The organism is Streptomyces sp. NRRL S-337 (assembly GCF_000720175.1).
Classification (GTDB): domain Bacteria; phylum Actinomycetota; class Actinomycetes; order Streptomycetales; family Streptomycetaceae; genus Streptomyces; species Streptomyces siderophoricus.
Genome location: NZ_JOIX01000003.1, coordinates 43,916 through 62,465, shown reverse-complemented (window position 1 = coordinate 62,465; position 18,550 = coordinate 43,916). Strand labels below are relative to the sequence as shown.

Sequence of the window (18,550 nt, the reverse complement as noted above, 5' to 3'; positions counted from 1 at the left end):
AGGGGATCCCCATGCAGTCTACGGACGCACGGCCGCCGGCACCCCGGCGGTTGGGCCGATGGCGCCGTTACCGCAGGCTCGTCGCCACCAGTTTCCTGCGCGGCGCGTCCTATGCGTGCGGTACCGCGGCCATCAGTTTCGTGGTGTGGTGGGTGCAAACCCACTGACGCGCCGACGAACCCGCTGACGCGATGGCCCCTTCGGCTGGTGCCGTAGGGGCCATTGGGGCGGATGGGTGGTTCGGCAACGTCCCCTCCGGGGGAGTGAGTTGCAGCCACCGCGGGCCACGATCCGCGTTCCTGCCCGGGCGCCTCCGATCGCCTCTAGACTTCACCTTCCTCTGGTAAGTCGGACTCATTCTGCTGGGGCGGGGGGCGGGCTGCGGATGGGCGAGGTGCGCACACTCGGGGACGAGGACTTCCCGGCGGTGTTCCGGTCGGCCGACGCCGCTTCCCTGTCGGGGCAGCGGCGTTACATGACCGGCACGAAGTGGCGGCTGCTGCTGGCCATCGCCGCCGCGGGCTGCGCGGTGTCGAACGCGGTCGCGGCGGTGGCGATGGTGCTCCTGGCATTCCTGGCGACCGTTTACGTAGAGGTCTGGATGCTGACCGAGCGGCCGGAGCGCGCCTGGTACGACGGGCGTGCCCTGGCCGAGTCGGCGAAGACGCTGTCCTGGCGGTACGCGGTGGCCGGCGATCCCTTCCCCGCCGACCTGCCCGCGGACACCGCGGAGCGCAGGTTTCACCAACGCCTGGCACTGCTGCTGCGGGAGGCGCCCAGCGACAGCATCGTCCCGGTCGGTTCGATGGCCGCCACCGAGGTCATGGCCGAGCTGCGCCGGGGCCCGTTCGCGGACCGCAAACAGGCCTACCTCACCGGACGCATCGCCGATCAACAACAGTGGTACGGGACCAAGGCCACCATGAACACCACCCTCGCCCGCCGCTGGCGGATCGGCCTGATCACCATCGAGGGGCTGGGGGTACTCGCCGCCGTACTGCGCCTCCTGGAGATCATCCCTTTCGACCTGCCCGGCGTACTGGCGGCGGTGCTGGGCGCCGGGGCCGCGTGGTTCGCGGTCCGGCAGTACGAGTCGCTCGGCCGGGCCTACACCTTCGCGGCGACCGAACTGAGCATCGTGCACCAGCGGTTGACCGCGGTGCACGACGAGTCACGGTGGGCGCAGGAGGTGGCCGACGCGGAGGAGGCCATCAGCCGGGAGCACACCATGTGGCGGGCGTCCCGCGGCGCGGGGTAGGTCCGGCGGCCACGGCGGCGGCCCGCTAGTGCAGGATCTTTTCCTTCGCCCGTTGGAATTCCGCCTCGGTGATGTCGCCCCTGCTCTTGAGCTCGGAGAGTTTGGCCAGCCTGTCCACGTCTTCGGCGGGGCCTCCCGCCACGTCCCGGATGTAGGCGTTCATGGCCTCCTGCTGTGCCCGCGCGTGGTGGATCTCGCGTTCACCCATGTCACGGCCGCGCGCGATCACGTAGACCAGCACGCCGAGGAACGGGATGACCATCACGAAGATGAGCCAGCCGGCCTTCGCCCAGCCGTTCATCTTCCGGTCGCGGAAGATGTCGACGATGATGCGGAACAGCAGGACCAGCCACCATATCCACAGGAAGATCCACATCACGGTCCAGAAGGCACCGAGGACCGGATAGTCGTACGCCAAGTACTCCATCGCTCTCTCCTGATCACCAGCCGATCAATCACCAGTGGTACGTCCCCACCGTCGCGCGCGCCGGCTGCCGACGGCATCACCCGCTACGGGCGAACAGGCGGGCCGGGCGGGGAATCGTCCGCACGGGGGCCAGGGCCGGGTGGGGTGCCGGTCGGCGCGGGCGTCGGTGGGGCGGTGGACGGCGGAGCACCGGTCGCGGCGAGCACGCCCAGCAGCACCAGCACGACGAGGACGATGCCGAGGACGAGGGCGACCGAGGCCGGTGTCGGGTAGTTCCACAGCACCAGGACCAGCGCACCGAGCGCGATGACGAGCCCGGTCGTCCAGGCCCGGTGGGCATCCAGCCACCGGCCCACTCCCCCGGTGCGCACGCCGATGCGGGTGAGCCGTCCGCCGGCCGCGCCCGTGGTTCGGGCGGTGCCGGAGCGTACCGCGCGGGCAGGGCGGCCGGGTCCGTAGAGGTAGGCGGCGATCGCGGTGATCACGGCGACGACGAACACCGTCCAGGTGCTGTTCCGCAGGAAGCGCACCAGCGTGTCGAAGACGGCTGCCGCGGCCTGCTGGGTCTGGGTGCTCGGGGGCACCGAATCCAGGTACTGGCGGCGCGCGAACGCGAGCCCGACCAGGAGCAGGAGCATCATCACGGCGAGCCCGACGCCCGCGGTCAGCAGCGTGGCCCGGTGGGCCGGTGCCGTCCACACCGCCACCACGACCAGCACCAGAACCGTCACGGGCAGCCAGACACCGACGATGTCGAGCACCATCATGGCGTTCTGCGCCTGCTGGAGCTTGTCCGTCTTCAACAGGACGACCTGCCGGTCGACGTCGGGGATGTACTTCGCCTTCTCGAAGCCGTGGTCGATGAGCCGTTGCTGGACCTTGTCCACGAGGGTCCCGATGTTCAGGACGACGGTGTCGCCGCGGGCCTGGATCGCGCTGTTGCCCTCGCCCGTGAGGACCTTGACCACGGCCGCATGGGCGCGCAGGTTGGCGGCGTCCCAGACCTTCGCGAACTCCTCGCTGGTGACCACCTTGTACACCACTTTGTGGACCACGTCGGTCACCGCGTTCTCCAGCGGGCCGCCCAGTCGCCTGGTCTGGTTGACCACCACGGGCGGCGCGTTGCGCTGGGCGAGCGACTTGGCGAGGGCGTCGGTGACCCGTTTGACGTCGAGCTCCTTGACCACGTCGTTGGTCAGCCTCGTGGTCACCGCGTTCTGGATCGCCGGCTCGCGGGCCAGCGGGGCGACGGTCTGCACGTAACGGTGGGCGTCGGAGACCTGGGACTGCGCCCAGGCGGCTACGGCTCCGAGCGGGGCCAGCAGGAAGGCCAGGACGAGCAGGACGGCCGCGCAGGCGGTGCGCAGCTTCCGGTGTTGTACGCGGGACGCGCGCCGGAGCCGCTCGTACTCGTGGCGCTCGGCGGGGCTGAGGGGGCGGCGGTCCTCCGGGCGAGGGTCCTTCGGGCGACAGCGCTCGCGGCCTTCGTCCGGGCCGTCCGGGCCGTCCGGGCCGTTGGGACCGTTGGGACCGTTGGGACCGTTCGGGCGGTCGGGGCCGTCCGGGCCGGGGGTGGCGGACGTGGACATGCGCGGCTCCTCCCTGGCCGGCCCTTGCCCTGAGGCGCCCGCGCGGGTCTCCCGCCCGGGCGCGGCCCGCGGCTCGGCTCACGGGCCGGCGGAATCCCTCGTAGGCTGCCGCGTCCGGGAGGGGCGGCCATCACCCGTTGCGGGTGGCCTTGGCGCGCCGCCTGCGGGATGCCGGCGGGGCGGCAGCCGCCTCCACTCAGGGGACCCGGCGGCCGGACGCCGCCCGTGCTGCGGCACGGCGCGGGCTGCCGGCGTTACGCTCCGTGCGACCGCGCAACCCCCGGGCGAACAGGCGGGCCGGAGCCCGCGGTGCCCGAGGCCCGGCACCCGCCGCGCCCAGCCGAAGGAGCACAGGTGAGCGGAAACGGCGGGTGGGCCATCGCTGCGGTGGCCGCCGTCACCGGCGGATACGCCCTGGTCTCCCGGCGACTGGCCGCACGCTCCGTATCGGCCCCGATGGTGTTCACCGCGGCCGGCGTGCTCATCGGTCCGGTAGGTCTCGGGCTGCTCGATCTGGAGCACGACACCGGGCCGGTGCTCACCCTCGTCGAGGCGGCCCTGGCGCTGGTCCTGTTCTCCGACGCCGCCACCGTGCGTTCCGAGGAGTTCCGCAGCGGCTGGTTCTTCCCCGCCCGTCTGCTCGCCGTCGGACTGCCGTTGACGATCGCGGGCGGCGCCCTGCTGGCGTGGCCACTGCTGCCGGGGCTGAGCGGCTGGGAACTGGTGCTGGTCGCCGTGATCCTCGCGCCCACCGACGCGTCCGTGAGCAAGAGCGCGGTGTTCGCCCCGCGCATCCCCGCGGTCGTGCGACACGGGCTCAACGCCGAGTGCGGCCTGAACGAGTGCCTGGTCCTGCCGCTCTTCGCCGTCCTCCTCGCCGGGCTGCCCGGCACGGCCGCCGCTCACCAGGGCGTGGTGGGGACTCTCCAGCGGGTGCTTCTGCTCAGCCCCGCGCTGGGACTGGCGGTCGGTGGCGCCGGTGGGTTGCTGCTGCGCCGGTCGCGTGCCGCGGACCGGATCGCCCATGACTGGCGACGCATCCTTCCGCTGGCCCTCGCCGCCGGAGCGGGCGCGCTCGCGGCGGTCACGGAGGGCAGTCCCTTCGTCGCGGCCTGGGTGGCGGGCTTCGTCTTCTCGGTGGCCCAGCGCCCGGCGGCCCGGCCCGGCACCGATCGGGACGGCGAGGACGACACCCTCGAGGCGGTCGAGCATCTGGCCGCGCTGCTGGCCGCGCTGAGCTTCCTGATCTTCGGCGCGGTGCTGCTCGGCCCCGCGCTCACGCGTCTGACCTGGCAGGCCGTCGGTTACGCGGTGTTGAGCCTGACCGTCGTCCGGCTGCTGCCCACCGCCGTCGCGTTCGCGGGCAGCGGGCTGCGTGCGCCCACCGTGCTCTACACCGCCTGGTTCGGTTCCCGCGGTCTGCCGTCCCTCGTCCTCGGTCTGCTCGTGGCGACCGAAGCGGCACCCGGGGCCCTGCCGACGGGCACCGTGGTCGCCCTCACCGTCGGGCTCAGCATCCTGCTGCACGGGCTCTCGTCCGTCGTCCTGGCGGACCGGTACGGGCGGTGGTACGAGGGAGCCGCGGCCCGCCGGCCGTCGCTCCGCGAGGGCGTGACGGACCGGCTGCCCGACGAGCGCCGGCCGCCCGAGTGGAAGAGCGAGTGACCACGGCGCGCCAGCGGGCCCCGGCGGTCAGTCCCGTCGGGCGGTGACCTCGCCGCGGTGCACGGCCTCGGCGAGTGCCCGGAAGTCGCGCTCGTTGTGGTCGGCGTAGGTTTCGGCGAACTCGGCCAGGGCCCGGTCGAAGACGTCCTTGCCGCCCAGGTAGGCCGCGATCGCGATCCGGTCGCCGGACCGGGCATGGGCGCGGGCCAGTGTCGCGCCGCACAACTCGCCGTAGAGCCGCATCCGGCCGGGCGGCATCCGCTCGGTGTGGGCGCTGCCCTTCCAGTCGCGCAACTGGCGTACGTAGAAGTCGCGTTGACGCCCGTCGATGCCGGTGACGCGTTCCCAGCCGAGGAAGATGTCGCTGACGGCCTGCATCAACTGCTGGCCGTGCACCACGCGTTGGCCTTCGTTGGGGTACGCCGTCGGGTCCGTGTAGGGCGCCAGGACCGACGGGCCGGCCTCCTTGGCCTGCAGGAACAGGGGGTCGTCGGCGTCCCTGCCGAGCAGCAGCACGATCCAGCAGCGGGTGCCCACACTGCCGACACCCACGACCTTGCGGGCCGCGTCGACCATCCGGAACTGCCGGAGGAGGTGCCGGCGGTCGGCGGGGAGGCTCTGGCCGTAGCGTTCGACGAGGAGGCGGAGGTGTCCTTCGAGTGCGGCCCGGTCGGTGCCGGTCATCAGGTCGCCCAGCGGGACGATCAGGGGTGGGTCGGCGGCTATCCGCCGGGTGCCGTCGACGACCTCGGTGAGCCGCTCGAAGGACTGCAGGTGGTCCCGGCTGCGCGCGGTCTCCAGCGTCCGGGTGAGCCGGCGGCGTCCTCGCTTGCCGAGCCGGTCGGCGAACAGCACGCGCAGGTCATCGGTGCCGGACCGGGCGTACCACACGTCGAGGTTGCGCATACCGGCGAAGCCGCGCATCGCCTGCCGGTAGGAGCGGACGGTCGCACGCACGACGTCCCGGCGCTGTTCGGCCGCGAAGCCGCCTGCGCGCCCCGCGATCGCCATGCTGGCGGCCAGGCGTTTGACGTCCCACTCCCACGGGCCGGGCAGGGTCTCGTCGAAGTCGTTGACGTCGAAGACCAGCCGGCGCTCGGGCGAGGCGTAGAGCCCGAAGTTCAGCAGGTGGGCGTCACCGCACAGCTGGGTCTCGATCCCGGTGCACGGGCGGGTGCCGAGGTCCGCGGCCATGAGGGCCGCGGCGCCGCGGTAGAAGGCGAACGGCGACTCCAGCATCCGCCCGTAGCGGAGGGGCACGAGGTCCGGCACGCGTCCGGCGCTCTGCCGGTCGAGGATCCCGACCGGGTCGGGGCGGTCCGGCGCGGGCTCGAACTCGGCGTGGGACGAGCGCGGCAGGCGTGCGCGCACCGCCTTGCCGCGCCGGGCACGTTCGGCCGGTGCCGGGAGGGATGCGTCCGTCCTCACGGCCCGTCCCTCCCTCCGTCGGCCGGCCGTGACCGGTGCCGTACGAACCAGGCGCCCGCCGCCAGGAAGGACACCGCGACGAGGACGAGGAGGGCGGTCCCCCAGAAACCGCCGACGACCCGTACGCCGGCCAGCACGACCGCGGCTGCCGCGAGGAAGGGCACCACGGTGAGGGCCAGGAAGCGCAGGATGGCGGCGATGCCGGCCGCCCGGGGCACGCGGGTGGTCCCGCGCCGGCGCCGGACCCGGTCCCCGGTGGCCCCCGGGGTGTAGTACTGCACGGCTTTCACGCCGAGCCGCAGGCTGTTCTGCCGGTAGAACCACGCGAGTGCCGGCACCCAGATCAACGGCAGCACCATGCCCACGAGGAAGAGCGCCGCGATCAGGGCCGTCGACATCACCCGCTGGAGTTTGCCCGGCTTCTCGCCGCCCCCGGTGATGCCGAGGATCGCCGCCATCCTGACGAGCAGTGACCACCGCGTCCGGCGGGGGAGCCGGCCCCGGCCGCCCTGCGGGTGGCGCGGCACCCCGGGCAGGGCGGCTTCGGCGGCCTCGGTCGACGGGTACACGTCCTGCAGGACCAGCAGGTCCGCCACGCGTCGTTCGCTGCGGGGGTCCTGGCCGGCGAGCGCGGCCAGTTCGAGGATCATCTGGGCCTGGGCGAGCAGGGCCGCCACGAAACTGGCCGGCATGAGGACTACGAACGGCCCGCCGAGCGCGGCGCCGTCGGCGATCGTCAGCCGCGTTCCGTGGGCGATGGTGTCCCCGGCGAGCTCGGCGTCCCCGGCCTCCGGCTTGTGCTGCTTGCGCCGCTCCGTGGCGGCCGCGGCCCGCTGGCCGAACCGCCGCACCGCGAAGAAGGCCAGTTGCTCGGGCATGTGCTGGGGATCGGCCCAGATCATCGGCAACAGTGCCTGGGCCTGCACCGTCGTCGAGTCGTCCGGCCGGGTCGGCCGCGACCCGTCGGTGGTCCGTCTGCCGCCGTTCATCCGGCTCCAGTTCCTCCGCTGTCTGCGTGGCGCCGGGCCCCCTCCTCGGCCGTGGTGGTGGTCCGGGATGTGGTGGTGCCCCGGCGGGGGACGGCTGGTGCGGTCCGCCACCACTGGTACGGCCCGGCCTGCACCCGGCGGCACTGCCACTCTGCGGGCCGCCCGCCCGGCCTGCCTCACCCGTTGTGGGTGACGGTGACGGGTCCCCCGGGCCGCCACCATGGGGTTACGGACACCGGCCCGGGAGCGGCTGTGCACACCGCGGGCCGCGAGCCCGGAAGATCCACGAGTGGCCCGGAAGATGCCACGAGCCCAGGAGAGGCCATGAGAGGTGTCGTCACGCCCGGGCGGGCGGGACAGCGTTGGAGCGCGCGGCTGGCGATCGTGGCGGGCGTCGGCGCGACGGTGCTCCTGCTGTCCGTGGCGGGGCTGCGGAGCCTGGTGCTGGTCGCCATGGGGATGGCGGGGCTGGCGGTTTCGGCGGCGGCCGGCTGGTGGGCACTGTCCCGCCGGGGTGTGGCGCGCGGTGTGGCGCTGGTCCTGGCCCTGCTGGCGCCGGTGGCGGTGCTCGTGTCGTATGTGGCGGCGCGTCTGCTCTGGCTCGTGCTGGTCTCGTTGGGGCTGTGGGTGCTGGCCGCCGCAGCGGGCTGGGCCGCACTGCGGGCGGATGCCGTCGCGCGGGCGTCCCCCGGTCGTCCGGTCCCCCCGCCCGAGCGTGCCTGCCTCCTGATGAATCCGCGCTCCGGTGGTGGCAAGGTGGGGCGGTTCGGGTTGCGGGAGAAGGCGGAGGCGCTGGGCGCGGAGGTGCTGCTGCTCGACGCCGCCCGCCACGATGATGTGGCCGGGCTCGCCCGCGAGGCCCTCGCCCGTGGTGCCGACCTGCTCGGTGTGGCGGGCGGTGACGGGACGCAGGCGCTGGTGGCGGCGGAGCACGACGTGCCGTTCGTGGTGATCCCGGCGGGGACGCGCAACCACTTCGCGCTGGATCTGGGGCTCGACCGGGACGACCCGGCGCAGAGTCTCGCGGCGCTGACCGACGGGGTGGAGGTTCGGGTGGACCTCGGGTGGGTCGGGGGACGGGCCTTCGTCAACAACGCGTCCTTCGGTGCGTACGCGGAGGTCGTGCAGAGCCCGGCGTACCGCGACGACAAGGTCGGCACGCTCCTGCGGCTGCTGCCCGATGTGCTGACCCACCAGCACGGGCCGCGGCTGTCGGTCAGCGCCGGGGACGTCCGTGTCGACGGCCCCCAGGCCGTGCTGGTCAGCAACAACCCGTACCGGGTCGGTGATCGCGCGGGGCTGGGCCGTCGCGACCGGCTCGACGGGGGTGTGCTGGGCATGCTGAGCGTGACGGTCGACAGTGCGGTCCAGGCGGCCGGTCTGCTGCGCGGCCGGCACGGGCAAGGGCTTGTCTCGCTGACCGCCGAGGCGCTCGTGATCGACGCCGACCGGCCGGAGGTGAGGGCCGGGGTCGACGGCGAGTCGCTGGCGCTCCCCACCCCCGTGCGCTGTGTCTCGGAGCCGGCCGCCCTCCGGGTCCGGGTGCCCCGGCACCGTCCGGGCGTACCGCCGGCCCGGCCGCGGCTGGGCTGGCGGCGGCTGGGCACCCTCGCCCTTCCTGCCGGACGTGGGTCAGCCACCGGCTGAGCGGGCGGCCTCCTTGGCCGGTCGCTCGGCCGGCAGCCGGCGGGTGAACGGGAAGGCGGCGAGCGGGATGGCCGCGGCTGCCAGGACGGCGGCCTTCAGGCTGTTCAGCTGCGCCGTGGCATAGGAGTCGACCAGCGCATCGGTCTCGGACGGCGGCAGCCCGGCGCGTTCCGCCGCCGCGCGCACCTGGGCCGTGCTCACGAAGCTGACGCCGGCCTCCATGGCGATGCCTGCCTGGTGGCGTGACGCGTCGGAGATCTTCGGGTCTTTTTCGATCTGCGTGGTGAAGGCACTGACCAGGGCGCCGATCAGCAGGGATCCGATGAGCGCGGTGCCGAGGGACGATCCGAGGTTCTGCGCGGTGTACTGCAGGCCGCCCGCTTCGCTGCGTTCGGTCTCCCCGACGCTGGACTGCACGATGTTGCCGAGTTGGGAAGCGAGCAGTCCCATGCCCAGCCCGAGGACGGCCATCGCCAGGCCGAAGGAGAGGTTGTCGATCCGGGGCTCGATCGTCGCGATGAGCCACCCGGCCGCCACGACGAGCACGAGGAGGCCGCATCGCACCACCGTGCGCGGTGCCGCGATCCGGCCGAGGAGCGGGCCGCTCATGGCGGACAGCAGCATGGCGACCGACACCGGCAGCAGGCGGACTCCGGTCTCGAAGGCGTTGAGGCCCTGGACGACCTGGAGGTACAGCGGGATGACGAAGAACAGCCCGAGCAGGACGAGGTTCTGGCAGAGCAGCATGGTCAGGCCGGAGCGCAGCGGGGGGACGCCGAAGAGGGACAGCCGGACCAGCGGGTTCCGCCCGCGCTCCTGCTGTCGCCGCTCCCAGCAGCAGAACAGCCACAGCACGACGGCTCCGGCGGCGATGACGAACAGGGTCGGGGCGAAGCCCAACAGCAGGAAGGGCGGGTTGCGCGGTTTCAGCCATCCCCAGGAGCTGCTCTGCAGCACGCCCAGGACGACGAGGGCGAGCCCGGCCGCGGACAGCGCGACGCCCCCTGCGTCCAGCTTGGTGCGTGGCCCCGGCGGGGCGTCCGGGATCCACCGGATCACGCACAGCATGGCGACGACCAGCACGACCTCACCGGCGAACACCAGCCGCCAGGTCAGATACGTCGTCACCCATCCGCCGAGCAGCGGCCCCACCGCGATGCCGGCTCCGGCCAGGCCGCCGATGACGCCGTAGGCGACCGACCGGTCCCGGCCCCGGTACGCGCCGGCGACGAGCGCCGCGAGGGCCGGGAGAACGAGCGTGGCACCGAGTCCCTCGATCACGGACCAGCCCAGGGCCAGCACCCACAGCGATGGCGCCACCGAGGTGAGGGCGGAGCCGACCGCGTAGACGATCAGGCCCACGGTGAAGGTCCGGCGGCGCCCGAACGCGTCGCCGAGCTTCCCACCTGTGATCATGAAGGCGGCCATGACCAGCGTATAGAGCGTGATGACGGCCTGGATCGCGGTGACCTCGGTGTCGAAGTCCTCGACCAGCGTGCTGATGGAGACGTTCATCACCGAGGTGTCCAGCACCATCAGGAACTGCGCCGTCCCGAGCACGATCAGAGCCCGCCATCGCTGCACGCCTGCACCTCTCCACGTTCCGGTGCTCCCCGATGAGGGGCGAGCGACTCCTGATCGCACCCTAGGGCCGCCCGGTGCCCGACGGTCGGCTCGCCACGGGGCGTGTCACCCGCCCGGCCAGGGCCGCCGCCCAGCCGTCGTGCGATCACCGGCCGGCGGTGGCGAAGATGGACGTGCGGGGACAGGACGGGCGGCAGTGACCTGACGGGGCCGCGTTCGCCGAGGCAGCCGGGCCCGGTGTGGTGCACGGGTGCCGAGGCGGGGCCGCGGCCCGTCGCACGGTGGTGATCGGATGGCTTCGACCGGACACGCGCTCCCGGACACCGGAGCGCGGACGACGCTGCCCTGGTCCGGTGATCCCCTGCTCGACGCCAAGCTGACGGTGCCCGCCGCCCCGCGGGCCCACGTCGCCCGGCACCGGCTGCTCGACGGGCTGAGCGCGGGCGCGGCCGGGCCGCTGACCCTGATCACCGGCCCGGCCGGCACCGGAAAGACGACGCTCGCCGCCGCCTGGGCGCGGAGCGGCGGGCCCCCCGGGCCGGTTGCCTGGCTGACGCTCGATATGTACGACCGCACGCCGGGCGTCTTCTGGAGCTACGTCGTGGAGGCCCTGCGGCGGGCCCTCCCCCGGCTGCCCGACGGCATCGGGATGCCGTCCGCCCCCGGCGACGCCGGCACCTCTCTGCTGACCCGGCTCGCCGCCGCGACGGAGCGGCTGCCCGCGCCCGTGGTCCTCGTCCTCGACGGTTTCGAGAAGGTGGCGGGCCGGCGCGTCCCGGCCGGTCTGGAGTTCCTCCTCGAACACGCCGGGCCGCTGTGGCGACTGGTCATCACCAGCCGTGTCGATCCCTTGCTGCCGCTCCACCGCTACCGGGCCGAGGACCGGCTCACGGAGATCCGGGGCGCCGACCTGGCCTTCACCCCGCACGAGGTGGCCGTGCTGCTGCGCCGGCACGATCTGCGACCACCGGAGGACGTCGTACAGGCCCTCACCCGGCGCACCGAGGGATGGGCCGCCGGGTTGCGGTTGTGCGCCCTGGCCATGGGCCGGACCGACGATCCGGCTGCCTTCGTCCGGTCGTTGGTCAGCTCCGAGCAGGTCGTCTCCGGCTATCTGCTCGCGGAGGTGCTCGACGCCCAGTCCGCCGCCACCACGGAACTGCTGCTGCGCACCAGTGTGCTCGACCGCCTCCACCCGGACCTGGCGAACGCCCTCGGCGGTGGGGGTGACGCGGAGGCGATCCTGGCCCGGCTCACGCGCGAGAACGCCTTCGTCGAGCCCGTGCCCGGCACCACCTGGTGCCGGGTCCACCCCCTGTTCGCGGAGGTGCTCCGCACCCAGCTGCGGATCCGGCACCCCGGTCTCGCTCCCCGCCTCCATGCCCGTGCCGCCCGCTGGCTCGCCGGGGCGGGCTGTGTCACGGAGGCGCTGGAGCACGCCGCGCAGGCCGGGGACTGGCAGTACGCCACCTGGCTCGCCCTCCGTCAGCTGCTGGTCGGGTCCCTGCTCGCCACGCCGGAGGCCGAGCGTGTGGCGGGCGCCTTCGCCGGTATGCCGTCCTCCGTGCCGGGAGCCGAACCGGCCCTGGTGGCCGCCGCGTGCCGGCTGGCGCGACAGGACCGCGCCGGCTGCCGTACGCACCTCGCCGCGGCCGAACGGGCGAGGGACGAGCGGCGCCCGGCCGGGCCGCACCCGCGCGGGACGGACCCGCAGCCGCACCCGGAGGTCGCGCTCACCCACGCCCTCCTCCGGCTGCTGTGCGGGCCGGGGGACGGCGAGCGGGGCGAGCACGACGGGGTCGGTGCGCACGGCCCACACCGTGGCGGACGCGGTGACGGCGACGTGGGTGGGGACGGCGACGGCGGAGACGGCCGGCGGCTCAGGGCGGCCGAGGAAGCCGCCCGGGCCGTCTCGGACCTGCAGCGGCAGCTACCGGCCGGGCTGGTGCGGGTGCATCCCGAAATCGAGGCGCTACGGCTGCACGGGCTCGCCCGGGCGTTCCTCGGTGCCGGTCGTCTCGGCGAGGCCCGCCACCTCGGCGCCGAGGCCGTCGACGCCTGCACGACCGACGCGACCCTGCCGCTGCGCCACCGGGCGCTGGGCCTGCTCGCGCTGGCCGAGAGCGCCGAGGGCGCCCTGACGTCCGCGGAAGACCATGCACTGCGGGCCCTGGCCCTCACCGAGGGTCAAGGCGTCGGCCCGGACCAGTGTTCAGGGGCCGGCTACCTCGCCCTGGCCGTGGTCGTGGTCGAACGGGACGAACGCGAGGACCGCGAGGCCGCCCACCGCCGCCTCGAACAGGCCCTGGCCTGCCCCGACGTGCCCGACGACCCGGTCCTGGCCGCCGAGGCAGCCGTGCTGCGGGCCCGCCTGGAACTGTCCCGCGGGCGCTGGGAGGCGGCCCTCGGCGCGCTCCCCGGTCCGGGGGCCGCCGGCGAGCGGTGGCCCGCCCAGCGGCTCGCCCTCACCCGCGCGGTCGTGGCACTGGCCCGCGGGGACCACCGGGCCGCCATCGCCGCCGTGCACGACGTCCCCGCCGACGGGCCGGCCCCCCTCATCGCCCTGGCCGGCGCCCACCTCGTCGCCGGTCGCCCGGACCGCGCCCGGCGGCTGCTGGACCGTGCGTGCGGCTCCCCCCGGTTGAGCCTGCCGGACCGGGTGGCCGCCCAGCTCGTCCGCGCCCATGCCGCCGTATTGGCGGACGACCGGACGACCGCTCAGCGTCTGCTCGTCGACGCGCTGGACGCCGCCCGGCCCGAGCGGCTGCGCCGGCCCTTCACCGACGCCGGTCCCTGGCTGCGCCATCTGCTGGGCGGCATCGACGGCACCGCCGCCGCACCGGCCCGGGGCGCCTGGCTCACCGCACGGGGAGGCGCGGCCCTCCCCTGCCCGGTGACTCCCCTCAGCGGCCGGGAACGCGAGGTGCTCGGGTGTGTGCAGAGGATGATGACCGTCGACGAGATCGCCGCCGAACTCACCCTCTCCGTCAACACCGTCAAGACCCACCTGCGCAGCGTCTACCGCAAGCTGGGCGTCTCCCGGCGCCGGGACGCGGTGGAACGGGCCAGGGAACTGCACGTGCTGTGACGCCGGGACCGTCCGCCGGGTCCCACCTGTTCCGGGTGGTGGCATCGGCCGCTGCCGGCCGCACGCTGCTGCTGAACGTGCCCCAGCGGTGGGGAGCCATACGACCATGCGCTACGAATTCCGCGTGACCGGCGATGTTTCGCGTCTCCTGTCCGAGGCGTTCCCCGAACTGCGGACGGAACCGGCCCGCCGGGAGACGCTGTTCTTCGGCACGGTCTCGGACGAGGCCCACCTGTACGGGCTCCTCGCCCGCTTCCAGGACCTCGGCCTACGGGTCGAGGAGATGCGCCGTCTGCCGGAATGAGGGAGCCTGCCCGGGAGGAGGGCCCTGCCCGTCCACCCCCGGGGCAGCGGGCCGGTACCCTCCGGTTCGCGAGCGCGGCCCGGCAGCAGGAGAGACGCGGTGAACGTCCTGCAACCCACCCTGACGAAGGTGCCGTGGATGCTCGCGGCGCTGGTCCTGGTGGCCGGCGTGCTGCTGGATCTCTTGGCGCCCGAGCCGTACACGGGGCTTCCGCTGCTGGCCGCCGCCCCGCTCATCGCGGGCGCCACGCTGTCCTTCCGCTCCGCGTTCGCCGTCGTGTGCGTCACCTGCGTGGTCTCGGTGGCGGTGGACGTGGAACGGGAACGTCCGGCGACGCCGTTGCTGGTCGATCTGGCGGTGGTCGGCCTGGTCGGTGTGCTGGCCCTCGTGGTCAACCGGCTCATCGTGCGGCAGGGGCTCGATCTGGCGCGGGCCAGGGACGTCGCGGAGGCGGCCCAGCGGGCGGTGCTCCCGGACCCGCCGCGGGAGGTCGGCCCGGTGGCCGTGGCCGCGGGGTACACGGCGGCGCAGGCCGAGGCGCGGATCGGTGGCGATCTCTTCGCGGTGCAGGAGACGCCGTTCGGGGTGCGGATGATCATCGGGGACGTGCGGGGCAAGGGGATCGCGGCCGTCGCCGCGGTGTCCGTCGCGATCGGGGCGTTCCGTCAGGAGGCCGAGTACGCCCCCACCCTGGCCCTGCTGTCGCAGCGGATGGACGAGGCGCTGGCCAGGGAGGCGGCCCGGAGCGGCCCGGTCATCTCGACGGAGGGCTTCACCACGGCTGTGCTGGCCGAGGTCTCCGCCGACGGTGAGACGCTGAACCTGGTGAACCGCGGGCATCCACCGCCGTACCTGCTGCACGGCGGTCGGATCGTGCGGCTCGACCCGGCCGCCCCGCAACTGCCCCTCGGGGTGGGCCTGGGGGAGCTCGCTCCGGCCGGCTCCGTGCCGGTCGATGTGGTGCGGCTGCCCCCGGGGGCCTCGCTGCTGCTGGTGACCGACGGGGTCACCGAGGCGCGGGACGGGCGCGGGACGTTCTACGACCCGGTCTCCTCGGAGCGTCTGCACCGGCGGTTCGACGACCCGGAGGAGCTGGTGGAGGCCCTGACGGAGGACGTCGGGCGCTGGACCGAGGGCGAGCGCGCGGACGATATGGCCATCCTGGTGGTCACCCGGCGCGGCCGCCCTCCCCACACCCCGTGATCCCGGCCGGGGGCGGCACTGGGGGAATTCGCCGGTGAATCGACCGGTGGATCAGCCGGTGAACACGAGACTGACGTTGTGACCGCCGAAGCCGAAGGAGTTGGCGAGCGCGGCGTGCCACCGGCCGGTGCGGTTCTCGCCCCGCACCACGTCCAACTCCACGCGGGGATCGAGCCGTTCGAGGTTGCGTACGGCGGGTGCGATGCCGTCCCGGAGGGTGAGCAGCGCCGACAGGGCGCCCACCGCGCCCGAGGCGCCGAGCATATGACCGGTCATCGACTTGGTCGCGGTGACCGGGGCGTGGTCCCCGACGGCGAGGCCGATGGCCCGTGCCTCGGCCAGATCGCCGGACTCGGTGGAGGTGGCGTGCGCATGCACATGGCCGATGTCCCGGGGGCTCACCCCGGCGTCCCGTAGCGCGGCGCCGATGGCGTGGACCTGGCCCTCCGTGTTGGAGGCCGTGATGTGGTCCGCGCTCGAACCGATGCCGGCCCCGGCCAGCGTGCCGTAGGTGCGGGCCCGCCGGGCGCGGGCGAACTCGGCGCGCTCCAGCACCATCACGCATCCGCCCTCGCCCATGACGAAGCCGCTGCGGGCCTCGTCGAAGGGCCGGGAGACGGACTCGGGGTGCTCGTGCTCCGGGGAGAGGGCCTTCATCTGGGCGAAGGCGGCGAGGGGGAAGGGGTGCAGGCATGCCTCCACCCCGCCGGCGACCACCACGTCCGCCCGGTCGGCACGTATCAGGTCCAGCGCCATGGCCAGTGCTTCGGCGCCCGATGCACAGGCGCTGACCGGGGTGCGGGCGCCGCCCTTGGCGCCGAGGTCCATGCTCACCCAGGCGGCGGGGCCGTTGGGCATGAGCATGGGGACGGCGAACGGCGAGAGCCGGCGGGCGCCGGACTTCTCGAAGAGGTCGTCCTGGCCGAGAGTGGTCAGCATGCCGCCGGTCCCGGTGCCGATGACGACGGCGAGCCGTACCGGGTCGACGTCCGGGGCGCCGGCGTCCTGCCAGGCTTCACGCGAGCTGACCAGGGCGATCTGCTCCACGCGGTCCAGCTTCCGCGCCTCCGCCCGGGGCAGCGCGGCCGCCGGGTCGTCGGAAAGCCTGGCGGCGATGTGGACCGGGAGGTCCGCGGCCCACTCCTCGTTCAGGGCCCGCACCCCGGACTTCCCCGCCAGCAGGCTCGACCAGGTCGACGGCGCGTCACCACCCAAGGGCGTCATCGCACCGACACCGGTCACCAGCACCTGATCCGTCGCGGCCATCCCTGCTCCTCCAAAGGCATAGGAAACTGACAAGGTCTGCAATGACCCGCTCCGATCATGCCAGCGATTCACCAGCGAAAAGATCGGCAAGTGGACCGATTCGACGACCCCGGAGCTGTGGAAACCTCACAAGGCAGGTCCAGACAAATGCCGTGGCGAAAAGGCGGTGGAGGGAAGGCCGGCTACGGCGCCCGCAAGGCATCGACGGCGATGCGGGCGGCCGTGCCGATGACGGCGTCGGCCGCGGGCAGGGTGGCGGCGGTGTGGGCGGTGCGGGTGAAGACGGCGACGGCGTAGCGGCCACCGTCGGGGTACTCGACGACGCCGACCTCATTGCGCACGGTCGGCAGACTGCCGGTCTTGCCCGCCACGTGCACGTCGTCGAAGGGGAAGCCGGAGGCCATCCGGTGCGGCCAGACCTGCAGGCCGAGGATGCGACGGATGGCGGCCCCGTGCTCGGGGGTGCAGGCCTCGTCGCGCCAGACGGCGCCGAGCAGGCGGGTCATGTCGCGCGGGGTGCTGTGGTTGGTGCGCGCCGGGTCGAGGGCCCGGAGTCGGGTGATGACGTGCGGGTCGGTCAGCGCCCGGGCGCCGCCGGGGCCGGCGTCCGCCCGTATGGTGGCGAAGAGTTCACCGAAGGTGTGGACGGCGTGGGTGCCGGTGAGGCCGAGGCGCCGCGTGGTGCGGTTGACGGCGTCGAGGCCGACGCGCCCCAGCAGGAGGTCGGCGGCGGCGTTGTCGCTCACCGCCATCATCAGGTACGCGACATCGCGCACGGACATCCGGACGGGGTCGAGCATCGCGGCCAGTCCGGTGGGGCCCGGCGTGCGGCCGGCCGACGGGCACTCGATGTGTTCGCCGAGGTCCAGGGCGCCCGCAGCGGCCAACTGGTGCAGGGTGACGAGCAGACAGAGTTTGTGGACGCTGGCGGTGCAGACCGGCTGGTCCGCACCGGCGTCGAGCTGCGCGCCGGAGTCGATGTCGAGGGCGTGCAGCCAGCCGGTGACGCCGGCTTCGGCGAAGGCCGCCCGGATGCGGGCGGGGGTGTCGGTCACAGCCAGTACTCCGATGCCGGGCGAAGGTGCAGCGGTTGCGAGGGCACCTCGGCCCGCGCGCCGGCGGTGGTGCGCAGCGCCTGCGTGGCCGCGTCCGCGAACGCGCCGACGGCGGCGTCGCCCCGGCCCTTCGGCCAGGCCACGGAGTGCCGCCAGGCCAGCGGGGCACCGGCGAGCGGACGCCACACGACACCCGGCCCGGTGTCCGCGCCCGGGTCGCGGACGTCCGCGGGCTGGGTGTCGTACGGACCGAAGGCCACCGCCCCGGCGGACAGGACCAGCCCGCGGACGAAACTCGCGCCCTGGCCGTGCCGGACGGCGGCGGGGGTGAAGCCGTTGCGGGCGCACGTGGTCAGCAGGTCGTCGTACAGCGCCGGGGCGCTGGTGCGGGGGAAGAGGATCAGGTCGTAGCCGGTGAGCGAGGCGAGCGGCACCTCGTCGAGCGCGGCCGCGGCGGCGCCGTGCGGCAGCAGCACCCCCAACTCGCGGCGCAGGACCGGGCCCAGCTCCAGACCGGTGACGTCGCAGGGATGGTGGATGACGCCGACGTCCAGGTCCTGCGAGGCGAACCGGGCGAGTTGCTGAGCGGTGGACAGCTCGTGCAGCTCCAGTTCCAGGCCGGCATGGCGCCGGGGGAAGTCCGCCAGGACCGCGGCGACGGTCTCGCCGGCGAGGTCGGGCAGCAGGGCGGCGCGCAGCAGACCGGTCTCGCCGTCCCGGATGCGGCGGGCGGTGGCCATGAACGCCTCGGAGCGGGCGAGGAGTTCACGCGCCTCCGCCAGCAGCAGCGTGCCGGCTTCGGTGATCGTCACCTGCCGGCTGGTGCGTTCGAACAGCCGGACCCCCAGCTCCCGCTCCAGCCGCTGGATGCGCTGCGACAGCGGCGGCTGGGCGATGCCGAGTCGGGCCGCGGCACGGCCGAAGTGTGACTGTTCTGCAACAGCCACGAAGCACTCCAGATGCCGAACCAGGTCCATGGCCAGCGATCATATCGGCAATTGATCGATCTGAGATCGATATCGGTCTTGGACAGGATGCGGTGGGCAT

The 18,550-nt window shown here is 73.8% G+C and carries 14 protein-coding genes; 6 read left to right on the top strand and 8 right to left on the bottom strand.

Translation table 11 applies throughout. The features are described from left to right. Positions 1–385 precede the first annotated feature (385 nt). On the top strand, positions 386–1,258 hold the full coding sequence (locus tag IG62_RS0104385) for a DUF4231 domain-containing protein (protein WP_030797794.1): 873 nt from the start codon (positions 386–388) through the stop codon (positions 1,256–1,258). 25 nt (positions 1,259–1,283) lie between these two features. Here the strand turns inward: IG62_RS0104385 and IG62_RS0104380 are convergent, their stop codons facing one another. Both IG62_RS0104380 and IG62_RS0104375 read right to left on the bottom strand, forming a co-directional pair. Continuing rightward, complete coding sequence (locus tag IG62_RS0104380; RefSeq protein ID WP_030797792.1) at positions 1,284–1,685, bottom strand: SHOCT domain-containing protein; 402 nt, start codon at positions 1,683–1,685, stop codon at positions 1,284–1,286. 83 nt (positions 1,686–1,768) lie between these two features. Next, on the bottom strand, positions 1,769–3,274 hold the full coding sequence (locus tag IG62_RS0104375; protein WP_063755328.1) for a hypothetical protein: 1,506 nt from the start codon (positions 3,272–3,274) through the stop codon (positions 1,769–1,771). A gap of 354 nt (positions 3,275–3,628) precedes the next feature. Here IG62_RS0104375 and IG62_RS0104370 point away from each other — a divergent pair, with 354 nt between their 5' ends. Then, complete coding sequence (locus IG62_RS0104370; protein ID WP_051797577.1) at positions 3,629–4,939, top strand: cation:proton antiporter; 1,311 nt, start codon at positions 3,629–3,631, stop codon at positions 4,937–4,939. A gap of 27 nt (positions 4,940–4,966) precedes the next feature. Here the strand turns inward: IG62_RS0104370 and IG62_RS0104365 are convergent, their stop codons facing one another. After that, positions 4,967–6,367: a DUF2252 domain-containing protein gene (locus tag IG62_RS0104365; protein ID WP_030797785.1), complete on the bottom strand. Its 1,401-nt coding sequence runs from the start codon at positions 6,365–6,367 to the stop codon at positions 4,967–4,969. Further along, positions 6,364–7,356: a hypothetical protein gene (locus IG62_RS43055; RefSeq protein ID WP_051797575.1), complete on the bottom strand. Its 993-nt coding sequence runs from the start codon at positions 7,354–7,356 to the stop codon at positions 6,364–6,366. Before IG62_RS43055 ends, IG62_RS0104365 begins: the two co-directional genes overlap by 4 nt. Before the next feature lie 324 nt (positions 7,357–7,680). On the opposite strand from IG62_RS43055, the gene IG62_RS0104355 reads away from it, so the two are divergent. Then, positions 7,681–9,003 (top strand): diacylglycerol/lipid kinase family protein, encoded by a 1,323-nt coding sequence (locus IG62_RS0104355; RefSeq protein WP_030797781.1) that lies wholly within the window; start codon positions 7,681–7,683, stop codon positions 9,001–9,003. On the opposite strand, the gene IG62_RS0104350 is transcribed toward IG62_RS0104355, so the two are convergent. Then, the gene (locus tag IG62_RS0104350; protein WP_030797779.1) at positions 8,989–10,587 is read right to left on the bottom strand and encodes an MFS transporter; all 1,599 of its coding nucleotides are present in this window, start codon (positions 10,585–10,587) and stop codon (positions 8,989–8,991) included. The genes IG62_RS0104355 and IG62_RS0104350 overlap by 15 nt on opposite strands. Positions 10,588–10,879: 292 nt before the next feature. On the opposite strand from IG62_RS0104350, the gene IG62_RS0104345 reads away from it, so the two are divergent. The 3 genes from IG62_RS0104345 to IG62_RS0104335 all read left to right on the top strand — a co-directional run bounded on the left by IG62_RS0104345 (position 10,880) and on the right by IG62_RS0104335 (position 15,182). Continuing rightward, a complete protein-coding gene (locus IG62_RS0104345; protein ID WP_051797573.1) occupies positions 10,880–13,675 on the top strand; it encodes a LuxR C-terminal-related transcriptional regulator in 2,796 nt (931 codons plus the stop codon). 106 nt (positions 13,676–13,781) lie between these two features. Then, complete coding sequence (locus IG62_RS0104340; protein WP_030797773.1) at positions 13,782–13,979, top strand: hypothetical protein; 198 nt, start codon at positions 13,782–13,784, stop codon at positions 13,977–13,979. Between the two features lie 120 nt (positions 13,980–14,099). Beyond that, positions 14,100–15,182 (top strand): PP2C family protein-serine/threonine phosphatase, encoded by a 1,083-nt coding sequence (locus tag IG62_RS0104335; RefSeq protein WP_030797771.1) that lies wholly within the window; start codon positions 14,100–14,102, stop codon positions 15,180–15,182. A gap of 51 nt (positions 15,183–15,233) precedes the next feature. On the opposite strand, the gene IG62_RS0104330 is transcribed toward IG62_RS0104335, so the two are convergent. The 3 genes from IG62_RS0104330 to IG62_RS0104320 form a co-directional block, all read right to left on the bottom strand. Further along, positions 15,234–16,448: a beta-ketoacyl-[acyl-carrier-protein] synthase family protein gene (locus IG62_RS0104330; protein WP_030797769.1), complete on the bottom strand. Its 1,215-nt coding sequence runs from the start codon at positions 16,446–16,448 to the stop codon at positions 15,234–15,236. Positions 16,449–16,630: 182 nt separating this feature from the next. Continuing rightward, positions 16,631–17,503, bottom strand: coding sequence for a serine hydrolase (locus tag IG62_RS0104325; protein ID WP_420711044.1), 873 nt, complete (start codon positions 17,501–17,503; stop codon positions 16,631–16,633). Further along, positions 17,500–18,480 carry a LysR family transcriptional regulator gene (locus IG62_RS0104320; RefSeq protein WP_078871809.1) on the bottom strand — a complete coding sequence of 327 codons (981 nt, stop codon included), beginning with the start codon at positions 18,478–18,480 and terminating at the stop codon, positions 17,500–17,502. The genes IG62_RS0104325 and IG62_RS0104320 overlap by 4 nt, the downstream gene beginning before the upstream one ends. Positions 18,481–18,550: the final 70 nt, after the last annotated feature.